At 66.0% G+C, this 14,631-nt stretch carries 20 protein-coding genes; 15 read left to right on the forward strand and 5 right to left on the reverse strand.

The features are described from left to right. The first annotated feature begins 148 nt into the window (after nucleotides 1–148). From ABZ664_RS21120 to ABZ664_RS21130, 3 genes are all read left to right on the forward strand, one after another. Nucleotides 149–562 carry an ATP-binding protein gene (locus ABZ664_RS21120; RefSeq protein ID WP_362512192.1) on the forward strand — a complete coding sequence of 138 codons (414 nt, stop codon included), beginning with the start codon at nucleotides 149–151 and terminating at the stop codon, nucleotides 560–562. Further along, complete coding sequence (locus ABZ664_RS21125; RefSeq protein ID WP_362512195.1) at nucleotides 559–795, forward strand: hypothetical protein; 237 nt, start codon at nucleotides 559–561, stop codon at nucleotides 793–795. Before ABZ664_RS21120 ends, ABZ664_RS21125 begins: the two co-directional genes overlap by 4 nt. 412 nt (nucleotides 796–1,207) lie before the next feature. After that, nucleotides 1,208–2,266 carry a phosphotransferase gene (locus tag ABZ664_RS21130; RefSeq protein WP_362512197.1) on the forward strand — a complete coding sequence of 353 codons (1,059 nt, stop codon included), beginning with the start codon at nucleotides 1,208–1,210 and terminating at the stop codon, nucleotides 2,264–2,266. A 200-nt stretch (nucleotides 2,267–2,466) separates the two neighbouring features. On the opposite strand, the gene ABZ664_RS21135 is transcribed toward ABZ664_RS21130, so the two are convergent. Next, nucleotides 2,467–3,192: a 5-formyltetrahydrofolate cyclo-ligase gene (locus ABZ664_RS21135; protein WP_362512200.1), complete on the reverse strand. Its 726-nt coding sequence runs from the start codon at nucleotides 3,190–3,192 to the stop codon at nucleotides 2,467–2,469. Nucleotides 3,193–3,201: 9 nt separating this feature from the next. After that, nucleotides 3,202–4,368 carry a helix-turn-helix transcriptional regulator gene (locus ABZ664_RS21140; RefSeq protein ID WP_362512204.1) on the reverse strand — a complete coding sequence of 389 codons (1,167 nt, stop codon included), beginning with the start codon at nucleotides 4,366–4,368 and terminating at the stop codon, nucleotides 3,202–3,204. Nucleotides 4,369–4,811: 443 nt separating this feature from the next. On the opposite strand from ABZ664_RS21140, the gene ABZ664_RS21145 reads away from it, so the two are divergent. The 5 genes from ABZ664_RS21145 (at nucleotide 4,812) to ABZ664_RS21165 (ending at nucleotide 8,353) form a co-directional block, all read left to right on the forward strand. Then, nucleotides 4,812–5,804 carry a Gfo/Idh/MocA family oxidoreductase gene (locus tag ABZ664_RS21145; RefSeq protein WP_362512207.1) on the forward strand — a complete coding sequence of 331 codons (993 nt, stop codon included), beginning with the start codon at nucleotides 4,812–4,814 and terminating at the stop codon, nucleotides 5,802–5,804. Beyond that, the gene (locus ABZ664_RS21150) at nucleotides 5,801–7,048 is read left to right on the forward strand and encodes a DegT/DnrJ/EryC1/StrS family aminotransferase (RefSeq protein ID WP_362512210.1); all 1,248 of its coding nucleotides are present in this window, start codon (nucleotides 5,801–5,803) and stop codon (nucleotides 7,046–7,048) included. Before ABZ664_RS21145 ends, ABZ664_RS21150 begins: the two co-directional genes overlap by 4 nt. An 11-nt stretch (nucleotides 7,049–7,059) precedes the next feature. Next, nucleotides 7,060–7,509, forward strand: coding sequence for an NUDIX domain-containing protein (locus ABZ664_RS21155; RefSeq protein WP_362512213.1), 450 nt, complete (start codon nucleotides 7,060–7,062; stop codon nucleotides 7,507–7,509). 167 nt (nucleotides 7,510–7,676) lie between these two features. Further along, nucleotides 7,677–8,123: an ATP-binding protein gene (locus tag ABZ664_RS21160; RefSeq protein WP_362512216.1), complete on the forward strand. Its 447-nt coding sequence runs from the start codon at nucleotides 7,677–7,679 to the stop codon at nucleotides 8,121–8,123. Further along, nucleotides 8,120–8,353, forward strand: coding sequence for a hypothetical protein (locus ABZ664_RS21165; RefSeq protein WP_362512219.1), 234 nt, complete (start codon nucleotides 8,120–8,122; stop codon nucleotides 8,351–8,353). The genes ABZ664_RS21160 and ABZ664_RS21165 overlap by 4 nt, the downstream gene beginning before the upstream one ends. 130 nt (nucleotides 8,354–8,483) lie before the next feature. Here the strand turns inward: ABZ664_RS21165 and ABZ664_RS21170 are convergent, their stop codons facing one another. Continuing rightward, nucleotides 8,484–8,852: a hypothetical protein gene (locus tag ABZ664_RS21170; RefSeq protein ID WP_362512222.1), complete on the reverse strand. Its 369-nt coding sequence runs from the start codon at nucleotides 8,850–8,852 to the stop codon at nucleotides 8,484–8,486. Nucleotides 8,853–8,859: 7 nt separating this feature from the next. Then, entirely contained in the window at nucleotides 8,860–9,582 is a 723-nt protein-coding gene (locus ABZ664_RS21175) for an SDR family oxidoreductase (RefSeq protein WP_362512225.1), read from the reverse strand. A 102-nt stretch (nucleotides 9,583–9,684) separates the two neighbouring features. On the opposite strand from ABZ664_RS21175, the gene ABZ664_RS21180 reads away from it, so the two are divergent. From ABZ664_RS21180 to ABZ664_RS21190, 3 genes are all read left to right on the forward strand, one after another. Further along, nucleotides 9,685–10,521 carry a helix-turn-helix transcriptional regulator gene (locus ABZ664_RS21180; RefSeq protein WP_362512228.1) on the forward strand — a complete coding sequence of 279 codons (837 nt, stop codon included), beginning with the start codon at nucleotides 9,685–9,687 and terminating at the stop codon, nucleotides 10,519–10,521. An 88-nt stretch (nucleotides 10,522–10,609) separates the two neighbouring features. Then, entirely contained in the window at nucleotides 10,610–11,311 is a 702-nt protein-coding gene (locus ABZ664_RS21185; RefSeq protein ID WP_362512231.1) for a hypothetical protein, read from the forward strand. An 18-nt stretch (nucleotides 11,312–11,329) separates the two neighbouring features. Next, nucleotides 11,330–11,476 (forward strand): hypothetical protein, encoded by a 147-nt coding sequence (locus ABZ664_RS21190; RefSeq protein ID WP_362512234.1) that lies wholly within the window; start codon nucleotides 11,330–11,332, stop codon nucleotides 11,474–11,476. A 69-nt stretch (nucleotides 11,477–11,545) separates the two neighbouring features. Here ABZ664_RS21190 and ABZ664_RS21195 read toward each other — a convergent pair whose 3' ends face one another. Beyond that, entirely contained in the window at nucleotides 11,546–12,034 is a 489-nt protein-coding gene (locus ABZ664_RS21195; RefSeq protein WP_362512237.1) for an ArsI/CadI family heavy metal resistance metalloenzyme, read from the reverse strand. A gap of 125 nt (nucleotides 12,035–12,159) precedes the next feature. Here ABZ664_RS21195 and ABZ664_RS21200 point away from each other — a divergent pair, with 125 nt between their 5' ends. The 4 genes from ABZ664_RS21200 (at nucleotide 12,160) to ABZ664_RS21215 (ending at nucleotide 14,624) form a co-directional block, all read left to right on the forward strand. Continuing rightward, nucleotides 12,160–12,543: a metalloregulator ArsR/SmtB family transcription factor gene (locus tag ABZ664_RS21200; protein ID WP_362512240.1), complete on the forward strand. Its 384-nt coding sequence runs from the start codon at nucleotides 12,160–12,162 to the stop codon at nucleotides 12,541–12,543. Beyond that, nucleotides 12,540–13,625: an ACR3 family arsenite efflux transporter gene (gene arsB, locus ABZ664_RS21205; RefSeq protein WP_362512243.1), complete on the forward strand. Its 1,086-nt coding sequence runs from the start codon at nucleotides 12,540–12,542 to the stop codon at nucleotides 13,623–13,625. The genes ABZ664_RS21200 and arsB overlap by 4 nt, the downstream gene beginning before the upstream one ends. Nucleotides 13,626–13,689: 64 nt before the next feature. Next, nucleotides 13,690–14,106 (forward strand): arsenate reductase ArsC, encoded by a 417-nt coding sequence (locus tag ABZ664_RS21210; RefSeq protein ID WP_362512247.1) that lies wholly within the window; start codon nucleotides 13,690–13,692, stop codon nucleotides 14,104–14,106. Nucleotides 14,107–14,135: 29 nt separating this feature from the next. Continuing rightward, nucleotides 14,136–14,624 (forward strand): N-acetyltransferase family protein, encoded by a 489-nt coding sequence (locus ABZ664_RS21215; protein WP_362512250.1) that lies wholly within the window; start codon nucleotides 14,136–14,138, stop codon nucleotides 14,622–14,624. Nucleotides 14,625–14,631: the final 7 nt, after the last annotated feature.

Here is a 14,631-nt window from a genome sequence, read left to right on the forward strand (position 1 = left end):
GCGCGTCAGACGAGCACGCTTTGTAAGGGAAACGTGATTCTGTGTGACACCAGCCGTTGGCTGGGTCGGATTTCGGTCTCGCGTCTCTGGGCTCGCGCACGCCAAGTGCGGCACTCCCTCTGTCGGCCTCGCCCTCGCTGGAGCACTCATGAAGACACCTCGAAACGCCCTTGAGGCGTACTGGGATCTGCCCGCCGATCCCGAAGCGGTCGGTAAGGCGCGCGGCCTCGTACGGGAGGCCCTCGCCGCCTGGGACATGTCCTCCGTGGAGGAGAACGTGACCATGGTGGTGTCCGAGCTGGTGAGCAACGCGATCCTGCACGGCAAGGCGCCGATCACCCTCGCCCTGTACCGGTACGGGCGGGTCGTGCGTGGGGAGGTCACCGACCGCAGCGCTGTGTGGCCGAACCCGGTCCCGGCCGGTCCGGAGGAGGAGCACGGTCGGGGGCTGGCGATCGTTACGGCCTACGCCGACCGGTGGGGCGTCGTACCGGCGTCGGAGGGAAAGTCGGTGGACGGCAAGACCGTCTGGTTCGTCTGCGCGGAGTGGAGGGCTCGGTGAGGGGTCCGCTGCCCATCCTGGACCTGTCCGACGAGGTGCGCCTGTGCGCGGGGTGCGGCACCCACATCGTCACGCTGGCCGCTGCGGTACGCCTGATCTGGGCCGACGTCACCGACGACGTGATCCCGGCCGAGACCGTCAAGCAGATCACCGCGCCGGTCGCCGACATCTGGGTCGACGTCCTGTGCAACCCGTCCTGCCCGCCGGGCGACCACGAACCACACCCGAGCTGAGTACGCCGTCACCGCGCCGTACGGCCGTCACCACCGAACTCATTCACTGCCACCGGCACCCGGTGGACCCGCCCGCGCGGTACCGGCCAACTCGGCACCGCCGTCTGCTTCGACCTGCCCCGTCCCCACCGGCCCTGAACCCGCGACCTCCGGGTTCAGCGGGATCGTTCTCACCGATCCCTTGAACCCGGAGCCGGTTCACGCTCGCGGTCCCCCTTGCCGAGCGTGAACCGGGAAACAGTTGTCGTCCGAGCCGGAGAGTGAGCTCTTTCACCAGGTCAGTTGGTGGGGTCGGGCGAGGTTCAAGTTTTCCTCTCGGAGCATCGCGGTTGGGCGGCTCAGGCGAGGTGGTCGCATTCGCCGGACGTTTGGCGTGCATGCTCGGGCTGATCTGACTACCGTCGTCGCCGTGATGACTGATGGAACTTCAGCGGTACCGGATGCCTTCCGTGATGGGCCGGACACCGATGACCTGAGGAGGGTACGGCAGGAGTTCGGACTGGGAGAGATCCAGGACGCGATGTTCCTCGCACAGGGGCTGATGAACCGTAACTGGCGCCTGGACACCGTCACGGGCGTGTACGCGCTCAAGCTGTTGTGTGACGTCCCCGCCGAGATCGCGCGTCGCAATGCGCTGGTGCTGGGCGCGCTGGCAGCGGCAAAGCTTCCCGTCTGCGCCCCGGTGAGGACCCGAGACGGAGCCGCCGTACTGGAGGTCGACTCACGTCACTATCTGCTCTCTCCATGGGCGCAGGGCACCCACGTCGAAGGAGTCGATCTGCCCCTCAACGAGGTTGCCGATCTCGGGGCGCTGGCGGCCGGCCTCCATCAGGCTCTGAGCGATCAGACGCCCGTGCTTCTGCCGGTGGTCGACATCCGGCCCCGCGTGAAAGTGACCAGCCCGGACAGGGCGCTCGACAAGGCCGACCGGCTCCTGAGCTCGATCAGCGCGGTCGGCGAGCCGAGCGCCTTCGATGACCTGGCCCGCCGGCTGCTCGAAGAGCGCAAAGTTCTTATCGACAAACACCGGGCATCCCCGCCCGCCGAGGGCGAGGCGCCGGGCCCGTTCGGCTGGACACACGGCGACCTGCAGTACCGCAACATCCTGCGTCGTGAGGGGAAGGTGACGGCTGTCCTGGACTGGGATCGGGTCGCGGTCAAACCTCTGGCCGAGGAGGTGGCCAGGACCGCGCAGGTGCAGTTCGGCGGCGAGCACGGTCGTCTCGACCTGGACCGTGTGGCCGCCTTCGTGGGTGGCTACCGCACAGTGCGGCCATTGACCCGTGCTGACCTAGCCGATGCGGTGAACCGGTTGTGGTGGAAGCGCATGTCCGACTACTGGATCTTCGAGTTCCACTACGACCGCGACGACCACGGTCCGGATGCTCTGATGGCCCCCAGCGAACGGCTGCTGAGCTGGTGGACCGACCACCGTCAGGATGTCGAGGACGCCTTCGCCGTAGGAGCCTGACCCACCCGGCCCCCCGCTCGGAATTCGATCATCGCTCGGATGCCTCGCCGGGCGGCAGCATGCTCGAAGGCGATATTGACCTCCTCCAACGGCTGGCGCGAGGTGGCCAGCTCATCGGCGACCAAGTGACCGTCTGCGATCATGCGCATGTAGGCGGGGATGTCGTGCCGGGTACGGACCTCGCTCATGTCACCGGTTATCTACAGAGCGTTTTTCATCGCAGACAGGATGGGAATAGCCTTGATCTTTTCTTGGCTCAAGCTATCCCAATAGAGTCCTTGCGGTCGGCGCTGTGGTCCGCACTCGATGACCTCGTCCGGAGTCACGATCAGATCGACGCTGAAGTCATGCTTGGTTTCCGGCAGTTTGTCGTCAACCACCTGCAGAGAGTGCACCGTCGTCACGATGGTCGTCTCCGGCCCGATCAACCCCGCCTCCTGTAGCAGGGCCACCTCGATGTCGGAGTAGCCAGCGCCCTTACCCAGTCGGACGCCATGCCGATTGACCGCGACGCTGCCGCACACGATCAGATCGACCGGCCGCATGTCGTCCACGCCGATCTTGCGCGACACGGTCGCGGCCACCTCGCTTGACGCGGCTTCGGCCAGGGGCACGGTCAGTGTCGCTGGATCGAGCAGGTAGAACGGCAGCTCCTCGGCCAGCTTTGGCACGGCCATATAGACCAACCGGCCCTCAGTGAGTGCCCGCACCCGGACCGGGAGCTGTGCCTTGTCCGGCACGGACTTGATGACCCGGGCAGCTTGCCACACGGGCAACTCGGCTAGGCGGTCGGCGGCGGCCTCGGCTCCGAAGAAGGTGGGGATACGGCCGTGGACACCGGGCGGTGCGGCCCGCTCCTGCTCCAGCAACGCCCATACTCGTTCGCGGATCGCTTGTTTGGCCTGGTCGGTGCCCGAATTGGTCAACTTCGCTCCCTACGCCGCCGCCATAAGGGTGAGCAGACGGTCGTACACGTCCTGGACGACCGGCATCCGTCGCCAGGGACGCAGTTCCCGGCCCGCTCCGAAAACGATGCCGAGCCCACCGCCACCCCAGGTCCTCTCTACCACTTCTATAGCGATGTGCAGCCAGGCTGCGGCCTCGTCGATCTTCTTCTGACGGATACAGGAGAGGGCCAGATTGCCGAGCACGATCGCTTGGGACTTCGACCGATCGTGTAGGGCTTGCGCCGTATCTTCAAGAATCGACTCAGCGCGCTCGGCGTCGTTGAGAAACAGATAGCAGGAGCCTGCCAGCCGACCATGCTGGGTCGGTGAGAACAGATCTGCCGCCGTGTCCGCGGTGCCGATCTGTTCGAAGTGCGCCTGTGCCAGGCACAAGGCCTGCTCGCAGTCCTGCCGTTGCCCGAGCATGGCTCGCGCCTCCGCCGCGTGCAAGATGGCGAGGCCCGTCAGGACGTGGCTGTTGCCTTTGACCGCTTCGGCTGTCTGCATGGCGAGTGCCAATCCGGCCTGCGGCTCTTTCTCGCCATAGAGGGCAACAAAGCTCGTTCGTAGCAAGGCCAGTCCTTCGGCCGTTGGGTCGTGAATCTGCCGCGCTGCTTCTACGGCTTGCCCAAGGTAGGCACGGGCCGTGGTGTGATCGCGGCGCTGTGAGGCGTCCCAGGCAAGCTGACCCATGAGTGTTGCCGCCTCGGCCTCGACCGCGAACAGTTCGCGGCGCACTCGGCTTGTGGCGGCGTGCGCCTTGAGGAAGCTGACCTGCCCCAGACACTGCCCGGCGTCGGCCAGTAGGGAGGTGGACGGTGCCCTGTCGTAGCGCACATCAAGCTCTTGTACGCGCTCGCGCAGCCGAGCCACGGCCACCAGATCGACGCTGCCGGGGTGTTTGAGGACGTGGTTCAGTCGCTCATCGGGAACGGCTTCGGCTTCTCCGGCCTCGGCGAGCAACTCGTCAAGCTGTTCGATGGACACCTGGAGGACGCGTGCCAGCTTCGGCCGCAACCAGGGCAACGGCTCGGTCTCGCCCGCCTCCCAGCGTGTCACCGTTGACCTGTCGATGCCGAGCCGTTCAGCCAACCGTTCTTGGCTGAAGCCCACGCTTTTCCGGCGCTGCGCGAACCGCTGTCGTCGCGATGCCATCCCCCGCTCCCTTCCGCCGGTCCGGAACGCATTTCAGCTGGTCAGAGGGCTGAACGCCGCAATCCTGAGACAACAGTGCAGCGCTTCTGCCCTGGCGTACATCCGTTACTCCCTGTTGCATTCAGATTACGGTGCGCAGATGCCGGAAGGGAAGCGGTTATGAAAAAGAAAGGGAGTAGCTCCGCTTTCTGGTTTTTATCCGTTTTCGGAATTTTGTAGCACGGCGGCCATGAGCAGTCGCAAGGAGTGTTCGTGAACCAGGACGTTTCTTGTCATCGACAACAGCCGATTACTCGTAGAGGGGGTGAAGGTGATCATTGAAACTATCTGTACTTGGCTGGCCTCGTCATCGCGAAAGGGTTAACGAAGATATGGCGGTGCTACCCGTTCCCAAGGCAATGCCAATCGCTAAGATTGACAATTTCACGAAAGGTCGGCGACCGGTGAGACTGCGAGCCGGTGTGGTTGGCCTCGGCAAGCAAGCCTTGGAGGACCACATTCCAGGGCTCTGTTCGTCCGATGGCGCTGAGTTGGTGGCCATCTGCGATGAGAACCCCGAGATCGTCCGTGAGCATCAGTACCGACTCCGGGTCAACGGCTACACCGACTTCCGGGAGATGTTCAGGGCTGAACAGCTCGACATGGTGATCGTCACTGTGCCGCACCACGTCGGCCGGGCGGTTATCGAGACTGCTGTCGAACATCGCATTCATGTGCTGAAAGAGAAGCCGTTTGCCACCAGCATGAGCGAAGCGCAGGAACTCGCCAAGCAGTGCGAGGAATCCGGCATTCAGCTCATGGTCACGCTGCAACGCCGCTTCAATCCGATCTACACCAGTTTCACGCAACTTGCCGACCAAGTTGGCATGCCATTCGTCGTGGACGCGCAGTACACACTGTTCATTGACGACCCCTCCGAGGGATGGCGTGGCCTGAACGCCAAGGCCGGTGGCGGCTGCATCATTGACATGGGCTACCACCTGATCGACATGATCCTGTGGTACTTCGGCCTACCGGATCGTGTGCTGGCTGACGTCTCGGTGGCTGCCCGGCCAGATCGTGAATACGACGCCGAGGACACCGCACTCATCCACTTCGGCTACGACAGCGGCTTATACGGCTCACTACTGCTATCGCGCTTCATCGGCCCGAAGACCGAACGGATCCGCTTGGTCGGCAGCAAGGGCATGGTGCACTTGGAGCGCGGCCGTATCCAGAGGCTCACCAATGGCGGCGACGTCATCGAATCGCTGTCGCGTGAACAGGCATGGCCATCGGCGGCTACCTGCCAGATCGACTACTTCTGCAGGGTCATCGAGGGCTTGCGGCCGAACCTCAGCGGTCCGAAAGAGAATTTGGCGCACATGAGCTTCATCGCCGCTTGCTACGAGTCAGCCAAGACCCACGTCTACATCAACCCCAAGGAGATGCTGTGAACTCACCCCTGGCGCTGCTCGGTGGTGCACCAACCATCACCCAGTCCGCACCGCATTTCACCTGGCCGCCGAGTGAAACCACCACGGCGGCCGTGCTGAGCCAACTCGGGAAAGGTATCTCGATCTACAACCGTTCGGGTGTCATCGAACTGCTGGAGAACGAGCTGTGCAACTACCACGGCATCGCGCACGCCATCCTCACCAGTTCGGGGACGGCGGCACTTCATTCGATGTACGCGGCCTGCGAACTCGGGCCGGGGGATGAGGTGATCGTGCCCGCGTACACGTTCTTCGCCACGGTTACGCCACTGCTGCACCTGGGTGCGGTCCCTGTCCTGGCCGACTGTGACGAGTCGGGCAATCTCGATCCGCAGGACGTCGTACGACGGATTACTCCGAGCACCAAAGCCATGGTCGTCACGCATATGTGGGGACAGCCGGCCGCGATGCAGGCGCTCAAAAGCATCACGGATGAGCACGACCTGATCCTCCTGGAGGACGGTTCGCATGCCCACGGCGCAACCATCGATGGCCAGCGGATCGGCACCTTCGGACGTGCCGCCGCTTTCAGCATGAACGGACCCAAGCCTCTCTCTGCCGGGGAAGGTGGCTTCGTCCTGACCGCCGACGATGAGGTCTATTACCGCGTGCTGCTGCACAGCCAGTACAACAAGCGGTGTCGCAGCGAATTGCCATCCGATCATTCGCTCTACCGCTACGCCACCACCGGCATGGGGCTCAAGTCCCGCATCCACCCCCTGGCAGCCGGCATCGCTCTTGACCAACTTGGGTATCTGAACGGCTACCTGAAAGGACGTGCCACCACTGCGGAGTATCTGTGCGAGCGCCTGGCCGAGTTGCCGGGCATCATCGTGCCGGAACGGCCGCTCGGCGTGCGTGCTTCCTGGTACGGCTTGCCGCTCCGCTACGCCATGAACGAGCTTGACGGCCTGCCTATCGAACGCTTCTACAAGGCGCTGCAGGCCGAGGGGTGCCACGAGGTAGATCGGCCCGGTTCGACCTGTCCACTCAATCTCCTTCCGCTGTTCCAGGAGCCGGGGCCATTGTTTCCCGAGTACAGCGAAAGGATCAACTATTCGCCCGGCGATTTTCCGAATGCCGAGGCGATTCACCGAGACACTCTCAAGCTTCCGGTATGGCACAGGGAGGAGGAAATTCCGCTGGTCGATAGCTATATCGAGGCGTTCCGCAAGGTGACCGAGAATTATCGCGACCTCCTCTAGGGTAAGGAATCATGGATCAATCTGCTCTCCTCGAAGAACTCAGTGCCGAGGCCGAACGTGACGGCGTTCAACAATTCGTCGTTGGCGCGGTCGTGCAACACGACGGCAAGGTGCTTCTCCTTCGACGGCCGGAGGACGACTTCATGGGCGGCATCTTCGAGCTGCCCAGCGGCAAGGCCAAGGTGGGTGAAACGCTGGACTCGGCACTGATCCGGGAGGTCGAGGAGGAAAGTGGCCTCGACGTCGTCGCTATCCGCGACTACCTGGGAAGCTTCGACTACACGTCCGGCAGCGGCAAGAAGAGCCGCCAGTTCAATTTCGTCGTGGACGTGGCCGCTCCCAAACCCATCAAGCTCCAGGAGCATGACGCCTACATCTGGAGCGCGCTCGCCGGCGAGCAGCCCGTGACGGACGCGGTGAAGGGCATTATCGGAAAGTATCGAAAACTACAGGGTGATTAGCTGGATTTTCTTAGTGAGATTGTGGCGTCACATCGGAAATTCGATATCAATTAACGCAATACGCTCGTTTCGGTCATGGCGAGCGGAGGCAATCCCCGGCGTCCTCGGGCCTGGTGACGCAACCACCGGCCCGAGGACTGGATCAGGAACTCGGAGCCCTCTGACCTATGAAGAACCCTAGCTCCATCCCCCCACATCTCGTAAGAAATGACAAGAACACCCGGGAGGCGTACTGGGATCTGCCCGCTGATCCCGAAGCGGTCGGTAAGGCGCGTGGCCTCGTGCGGGAGGTCCTCGCCGCCTGGGACATGTCCTGCGTGGTGGAGAACGTGACCATGGTGGTGTCGGAGCTGGTGAGTAACGCGATCCTGCACGGTAAGGCGCCGATCACCCTCGCGCTGTACCGGTACGGGCGGGTCGTGCGTGGGGAGGTCACCGATCACAGCGCCGTGTGGCCGAACCCGGTTCCGGCCGGTCCGGAGGAGGAGCACGGTCGGGGGCTGGCGATCGTCACTGCCTACGCCGACCGATGGGGCGTCGTACCGGCGTCGGAGGGCAGGCCGGTGGACGGTAAGACCGTCTGGTTCGTCTGCGCGGAGTGGAGGGCTCGGTGAGTGGTCCGCTGCCCATCGTGGATCTGTCCGACGGGGTGCGCCTGTGTGCGGGGTGCGGCACCCACATCGTCACGCTGGCCGCAGCGGTACGCCTGATCTGGGCCGACGTCACCGACGACGTGATCCCGGCCGAGGCCGTCGAGCAGATCACCGCGCCGGTCGCCGACATCTGGGTCGACGTCCTGTGCAACCCCTCCTGCCCGCCGGGCGAACCCCGAGCTGTACCGTGACTGACCCATCGTCCCTGTAACGGCAACACCACCCGATGGCGTTCTGTCACCGCGACCTCAGCGGCCCACACCGCGGCTACAAGGCGGCGTGGGCCGGTCCCCTCTGGCGAACGTCGATATCGGCGAACGGCTATGCCCAACGGCGAAGGGCGTCGACCGTCGTTTCCGGTGAGGTGTTGAAGCAGAACCGGATTCCGGGTGCCGTCTCCACCAGCACGTTGATCAGCCGTTCGAACAGTGGGGTGTGCTCGGGTGCCATCCGTACACCAGCCCCGATCATGACCAGATCGAAGGCGCCCTCGGACAGCCGTTCACGGACGGTCCTCTCCGCCGCGTCCGGATCGGTGCCGATCAGGCACGGCACGGCGTCGAAACCCGCCGCCCGCAGAGCCGCGTCGCCCTGTTCGATGCGTGCGGTGAGCGTCGCCTCGTCGAGGCCGGGATACCGGGTGTAGTCGATCACGTTCGGGTGTAGCCCGATCGTCAGGATCGTCGCCATCTCGCTCCTACCAGGGGACGGGGCCGTTGCGGTCGAAGAAGCCTCCGGTGGGCCCATCAGGGTCCACAGTGGCCAACTTGATGATCGCATCGGCCCCCTCCTCGACGGTGTGGACACCGGTGTGATGGTTCATGTCGGTGGCGGGGTTGCCCGGATCGGCGGCGTTGACCTTGAACTCGGGCAGCGCTCGGGCGTACTGGGACACGATCATGTTGAGCGCCGTCTTCGACGAGGCGTAGTCCAGGGCGAGGAAGCCGGACTCGGGGCGGGTGGGGTCGCCGGCGTGTGTCAGCGAGGCGAGACCGCTGGACACCACGACGACGCGGGGTCGTTCTGACCTGCGCAGTAACGGCAGGAACGCGTGGGTGACCCGTACCTGGCCGAACACGTTGACCTCGTACAACTCCCGTAGCGCGTCGGCGCGCATCTCGGCCGGGTCCAGCAACGGGCCACCGACCCCGGCGTTGTTGACCAGCACATCCAGACGATCCACGCGCCCGGCCACGGTTTTCACGGCCGTCGCCACGGACTCGTCCGAGGTCACGTCGAGTTCGACGAACTCGACGTCGAGCCCTTCGGCCGCCAGCGTGTCCGCGGCACGCATGCCGCGTTCCCGGTCCCGGGCACTCAGCAGGACCAGCCATCCGCTCCCGGCCAGGCGGCGCGCGATCTCCCGGCCCAGCCCTTTGTTCGCTCCGGTGACCAACGCCACCGTCTTCATGTCTGTCATGAGGGCGATCGTCGAGGCACGCGTCCGGGCACGCCAGGGCCGCCGGGGCATGGGACCGGCGGTACCACCCGGCCCTCGCGGTCCGTGCGGCATCATCGAGGAGTGGACCGCGCCGAACTCGCCGAAGTACTCCGCACAGCCCGAGCCCGTGTGCGACCGCAGGACGTCGGGCTGCCGTCGGGAACGCGCCGTCAGGTGCCGGGCCTGCGCCGGGAGGAAGTGGCCCTGCTCGCGAACCTGAGCGTCGATTACGTGGTCCGCCTTGAGCAGGGGCGCGGGCCACGGCCTTCGAGGCAGGTCGTCGCCGCGCTGGCCCAGGCTCTGCGGCTCGACGACGACGACCGCGACTTGGTGTTCCGGCTCGCCGGTCATGAGCCGCCTCAGACCGGACGCGTCGCGACGGTCATACGGCCGAGTGTGTTCCGGCTGCTGGACCGCATGGCGGACCTGCCCGTGATGGTGCTGTCGGCCAAGGGAGACGTGCTGGCCTGGAACCCCCTCGCGGCGGCGCTTCAGGGCGACATGTCCGTGTGGCCGCAGCGGCAAAGGAATCTCATCTGGCAACGTTTTCTCGGCAGTAGTCGCTGCCAGGTCGCCGCGGGCCCCGACGAGGACGACGCGGCCGCCCGTGCCTCGGTCGGCACGTTGCGTGCCGCCCAGGCCCGGTATCCCAATGACCCCGAACTGGCGCGAATGATCACAGAGCTGCGTCGTGGCAGCCCCCGGTTCGACGAGCTGTGGCGGGAGGGACGGTCCTCCTCATGGCGTACCGCGACCAAGAGCATCGCCCACCCCTCGCTGGGGACCGTCACCCTCGACTGTGACACTCTCCTGCTTCCGGACAGCGACCAGACCGTGCTCGTGTACTCGGCCGAGCCGGGAACCCCCGAGGCCACGGCGCTCGACCTGCTGCGGGTGACCGGACTGCAGCATTTCTGAGGCGCAGCCCTGTCGCATACCGACCGAGGTGCGCGCCGTCACCGCCGTCAGCGGTCCGAGCGCGTCGGCGACCACGAACCGTTTACCGATGATGCTCATGGAGTGTTACGTGAATTCGACGAGCTGCCGTCTCGTGATGGCGCTGGCCCTGTCCATCTCCATGACCTCCGGCTGCGGCGCTCGGCAATCTCCGGCCGAGGGAAACGGACAGGCAACCGGAACGACATACCGCATAGACACATCGGTGCTTCGGGCGATGATTGTCGACTACGACCACAAGAGTTCACCCGAGGAACTGGTTAAGTCCAGGAATCATGACGCCATCGTCATCGGAAGTGTCGAGGGGTTCGAGCAAGGGCGAGACATATATGACATCGAGGGTGACCCCTATCCGGAAAAGCGTGTGGTCATGCACGTTCGCGTCGACTCCACCGTAAAGGACAACGGGATTGTCAGTGGCGGCCGCGTCTATGTCGACCTGGACCAGGGAGGGCTATATCACGATGGGACGCCCAGTAGGTCTCTTGACGATTTCCGAAAGGCCGTACCTGCCGGTGTGAGAGTGATGCTCTTCCTCTTCTCGGATCGGCGAACGGCCCTTCGAATCGAAGGGGCTGAGAACGGCCTACCGAGCGGTGCCGTTCTGGCGGCCCCGGACCCCCAGGGGATGGTCTTCGACGACGGCTCGAAACTCGTGGGCGGACAGGAGGACCTGGAGGGCGAGTGGAAGGCGATGGGGAGCGTCGACGAAGTCGCCCTTCGGGTGAAGAAGGCGCTGGGCGTCGAATGACCCGATGACAAACCATCGGTGTCCGGACTGCAGGGGGAGCTCGACTGTGACACTCTCCTGCTTTCGGATAGCGACCAGGCCGTGCTTGTGTACTCGGCCGAGCCGGGAGCCCTTGAGGCCACGGCGCTCGACCTGCTGCGGGTGACCGGAGTGCAGCATTTCTGAGGCGCAGCCGTATCGCATGCCGGCCGAGATGCGCGCCGTGGCGGGCAAGGGTGATCTCCCGTGGTTCGGTCAGCAGCAGCCGGTGCTCGCCGCGGCGCCGACCGGCTGGCCCGGGGCCTGTTCCGAGGCCGGGCCGCAGGCGCACGGGGCCGCGGGGTCCTGGTCGGCGGTCGCGGACTTGCCCAGGACGTCGGCGTCGGCCTTGACCACGTACACCTCCCACGGCTCGGCGCCGGGACCGGTCACCCACACCTTGTCCTGCAGGGCGTAGCAGCATGAGGTGTCGTTCTCTTCGAAGGTGGCGAGCCCGGCGTCCTTCAGTCGCCGGGTGGCCGCCTCCACCTGGGCGGTGTCGGTGACCTCGACGCCCAGGTGGTCCAGGCGGGTGTCGTGGCCTTCCTCGCCTTCCAGGAGCACGAGCTTCAGCGGCGGCTCGGCGATGGCGAAGTTGGCGTAACCGGGGCGGCGCTTGGTGGGCTCCACGCCGAACAGCTTGGAGTAGAAGGCGATCGACCCCTCCAGGTCGGCGACGCGCAGGGCGAGCTGGACACGGGACATGGTGATCCTCCGTGAGGTTCCGGCGGGCGGTGGCGGTCACCACCCGCACCGCTGTTTCGATGAACATCTATTCAGCGGGCATCGCCAGCTTGCAATACTGCTTAGAGATCTGTCAACTTAGAGCTATGTCGAAACAAGCGTTGCCGATCGTGGACCTGGCCGGGACCGACGAGGCCGGGCAGGCGTGCTGCGCGCCGCTGGTGTGCGAGCCGCTGAACACGGCCGAGGCCGAGGAACTGGCGCCGTTGTTCAAGGCGATCGCCGACCCGGTGCGGCTGCGCCTGCTGTCGCTGATCGCCTGCCATGAGGGCGGCGAGGCGTGCGTGTGCGACCTGACCGGCGCCTTCGAGCTGACCGGGCCGACCATCAGCCACCACCTGAAGGTGCTACGCCAGGCTGGGCTGATCGACTGCGAACGGCGCGGTACCTGGGTCTACTACTGGGTCAACCCGGGCGTGCTGGCGCGACTGTCGGCGATCCTGGGAACGCGCCTGCCGGAGATGGCGTGAGCGGCGCCGCGCAGACACCGTCCGCCCCGGCAGGGGCCGAAGCGGTGTCGCCGGGGCGGTTGTCGACGCTGGACCGGTGGCTGCCGGTCTGGATCGCCGCCGCGATGGCCGCCGGGCTGGTGGCGGGCCGAACGGTCCCCGGCCTGGGCGCCGCTCTGCAGGTCGTGCAGGTCGATGGCATCTCGCTGCCGATCGCGCTGGGCCTGCTGGTGATGATGTATCCGGTGCTGGCCAAGGTCCGCTACGACCGGCTGGAGACGGTGACCGGTGACTGGCGGCTGCTGGTCACCTCGCTGGTGCTGAACTGGGTGGCCGGCCCCGCGCTGATGTTCGCCCTGGCCTGGCTCTTCCTGCCCGACCTGCCCGCCTACCGCACCGGCCTGATCATCGTCGGGCTGGCCCGGTGCATCGCCATGGTCGTCATCTGGAACGATCTGGCCTGCGGGGACCGGGAGGCCGCCGCCGTGCTGGTCGCGCTCAACAGCGCCTTCCAGGTGATCGCCTTCGCCGGGCTCGGCTGGTTCTACCTGGTCGCGCTGCCGGGTTGGCTCGGCCTGCCCGCCGCCGCACTGGACGTGTCCACCTGGGACATCGCCCGTTCCGTGCTCATCTTCCTCGGAATCCCGCTGGCGGCCGGATACCTCACCCGCCGTCTGGGGGAGAGGACCAAGGGCCGCACCTGGTACGAGACCCGTTTCCTGCCGAAGATCGGCCCGGTGGCGCTGTGGGGGCTGCTGTTCACCATCGTGATCCTGTTCGCCCTGCAAGGCGACGCGATCACCTCCAAGCCGCTCGACGTCGCGCGGATCGCGCTGCCGCTGCTGGTCTACTTCGCGCTCATGTGGATCGGCGCCTTCGCCCTGGGCCATCTGGTCGGTCTGGGATACGCGCGCACCGCGACGCTGGCGTTCACCGCGGCGGGCAACAACTTCGAACTCGCCATCGCGGTCGCGATCGCCACCTTCGGCGTAACCTCCGGCCAGGCCCTGGCCGGAGTGGTCGGCCCGCTGATCGAGGTCCCCGTCCTGCTCGCGCTGGTCTACCTCTCCCTGGCCCTGCGCCACCGCCTCGCCCGCGGGTGATCGGAGAACCCTCATGTCCCTGTCCTTCGACCGGCTACGGGCCGCCCGCGTTCAAGGAGCCTTCATGTCCACCGTCCCCGAGGTTTTGTTCGTCTGCGTGCACAACGCCGGACGCTCCCAGATGGCCGCCGCCCTGCTGCAGCATCACGCAGCCGGAGGTGTCACCGTCCGCTCGGCCGGATCCGCCCCCGCCGACTCCATCAACCCGGCCGTCATCACGGTCATGGACGAGCTCGGCCTTGACCTGAGGCGCGCGTTCCCCAAACCGCTCACCGGCGAGGCCGTCCAGGCCGCCGACGTGGTCGTCACCATGGGCTGCGGTGACGCCTGCCCGATCTTCCCCGGCAAACGCTACCTGGACTGGCAGCTGGCCGACCCGGCCGGCCAGGGCATCGAACAGGTACGCCTCATCCGCGACGAGATCGACGCACACGTCCGCGCACTGCTGGCCGAACTGGTCCCCGCCGCGGGCCGAGCATGACCACCACCGCGGGGCCGCGCGTCACGGCCATGACCGCGAGGCATGGCGCGCAGGTGCTGGACATCTACCGGCTCGGCATCGACGAGGGCCAGGCGACCTTCGAAACCACCGTCCCGGCCTGGGAACACTTCCTGGCGGCCAAGCTGCCCGCCCACAGTCACGTCGCGGTCGACAGCGACGGTGACCGGGCCGGTGACCGGGTGCTGGGCTGGGTCGCGGCGACGGCGGTCTCCGACCGGTGCGCCTATGCCGGGGTGGTCGAGCACTCGGTCTACGTCCACCCCGAGGCCCGAGGCCGCGGTGTCGGCTCCGCGCTGCTCGCGGCGCTGATCGCCTCCACCGAGGCCGCCGGAATCTGGACGATCCAGTCCGGTGTCTTCCCCGAGAACACCGCGAGCCTCGCCCTGCACGCACGCGCCGGGTTCCGGGTGATCGGCACCCGCGAGCGGATCGGACGCCACCACGGTGTCTGGCGTGACGTCGTACTGATCGAGCGCCGCAGCCCGGTCGTTTCCTGACGCGGCC

It is taken from the genome of Streptosporangium sp. NPDC006930, from assembly GCF_040635605.1.
Taxonomy (GTDB): Bacteria; Actinomycetota; Actinomycetes; order Streptosporangiales; family Streptosporangiaceae; genus Streptosporangium.

Bases quoted from the DNA above. Each gene is read 5' to 3' on its own strand.
- ABZ664_RS21140 (WP_362512204.1), bottom strand. From the start codon at position 4,368: ATGGCATCGCGACGACAGCGGTTCGCGCAGCGCCGGAAAAGCGTGGGC.
- ABZ664_RS21160 (WP_362512216.1), top strand. From the start codon at position 7,677: ATGAAGAACCCTAGCTCCATCCCCCCACATCTCGTAAGAAATGACAAG.
- ABZ664_RS21210 (WP_362512247.1), top strand. From the start codon at position 13,690: ATGTCCACCGTCCCCGAGGTTTTGTTCGTCTGCGTGCACAACGCCGGA.
- ABZ664_RS21215 (WP_362512250.1), top strand. From the start codon at position 14,136: ATGACCGCGAGGCATGGCGCGCAGGTGCTGGACATCTACCGGCTCGGC.
- ABZ664_RS21175 (WP_362512225.1), bottom strand. From the start codon at position 9,582: ATGACAGACATGAAGACGGTGGCGTTGGTCACCGGAGCGAACAAAGGG.
- ABZ664_RS21195 (WP_362512237.1), bottom strand. From the start codon at position 12,034: ATGTCCCGTGTCCAGCTCGCCCTGCGCGTCGCCGACCTGGAGGGGTCG.
- ABZ664_RS21200 (WP_362512240.1), top strand. From the start codon at position 12,160: ATGTCGAAACAAGCGTTGCCGATCGTGGACCTGGCCGGGACCGACGAG.
- ABZ664_RS21120 (WP_362512192.1), top strand. From the start codon at position 149: ATGAAGACACCTCGAAACGCCCTTGAGGCGTACTGGGATCTGCCCGCC.
- ABZ664_RS21130 (WP_362512197.1), top strand. From the start codon at position 1,208: ATGACTGATGGAACTTCAGCGGTACCGGATGCCTTCCGTGATGGGCCG.
- ABZ664_RS21155 (WP_362512213.1), top strand. From the start codon at position 7,060: ATGGATCAATCTGCTCTCCTCGAAGAACTCAGTGCCGAGGCCGAACGT.
- ABZ664_RS21170 (WP_362512222.1), bottom strand. From the start codon at position 8,852: ATGGCGACGATCCTGACGATCGGGCTACACCCGAACGTGATCGACTAC.
- ABZ664_RS21185 (WP_362512231.1), top strand. From the start codon at position 10,610: ATGATGCTCATGGAGTGTTACGTGAATTCGACGAGCTGCCGTCTCGTG.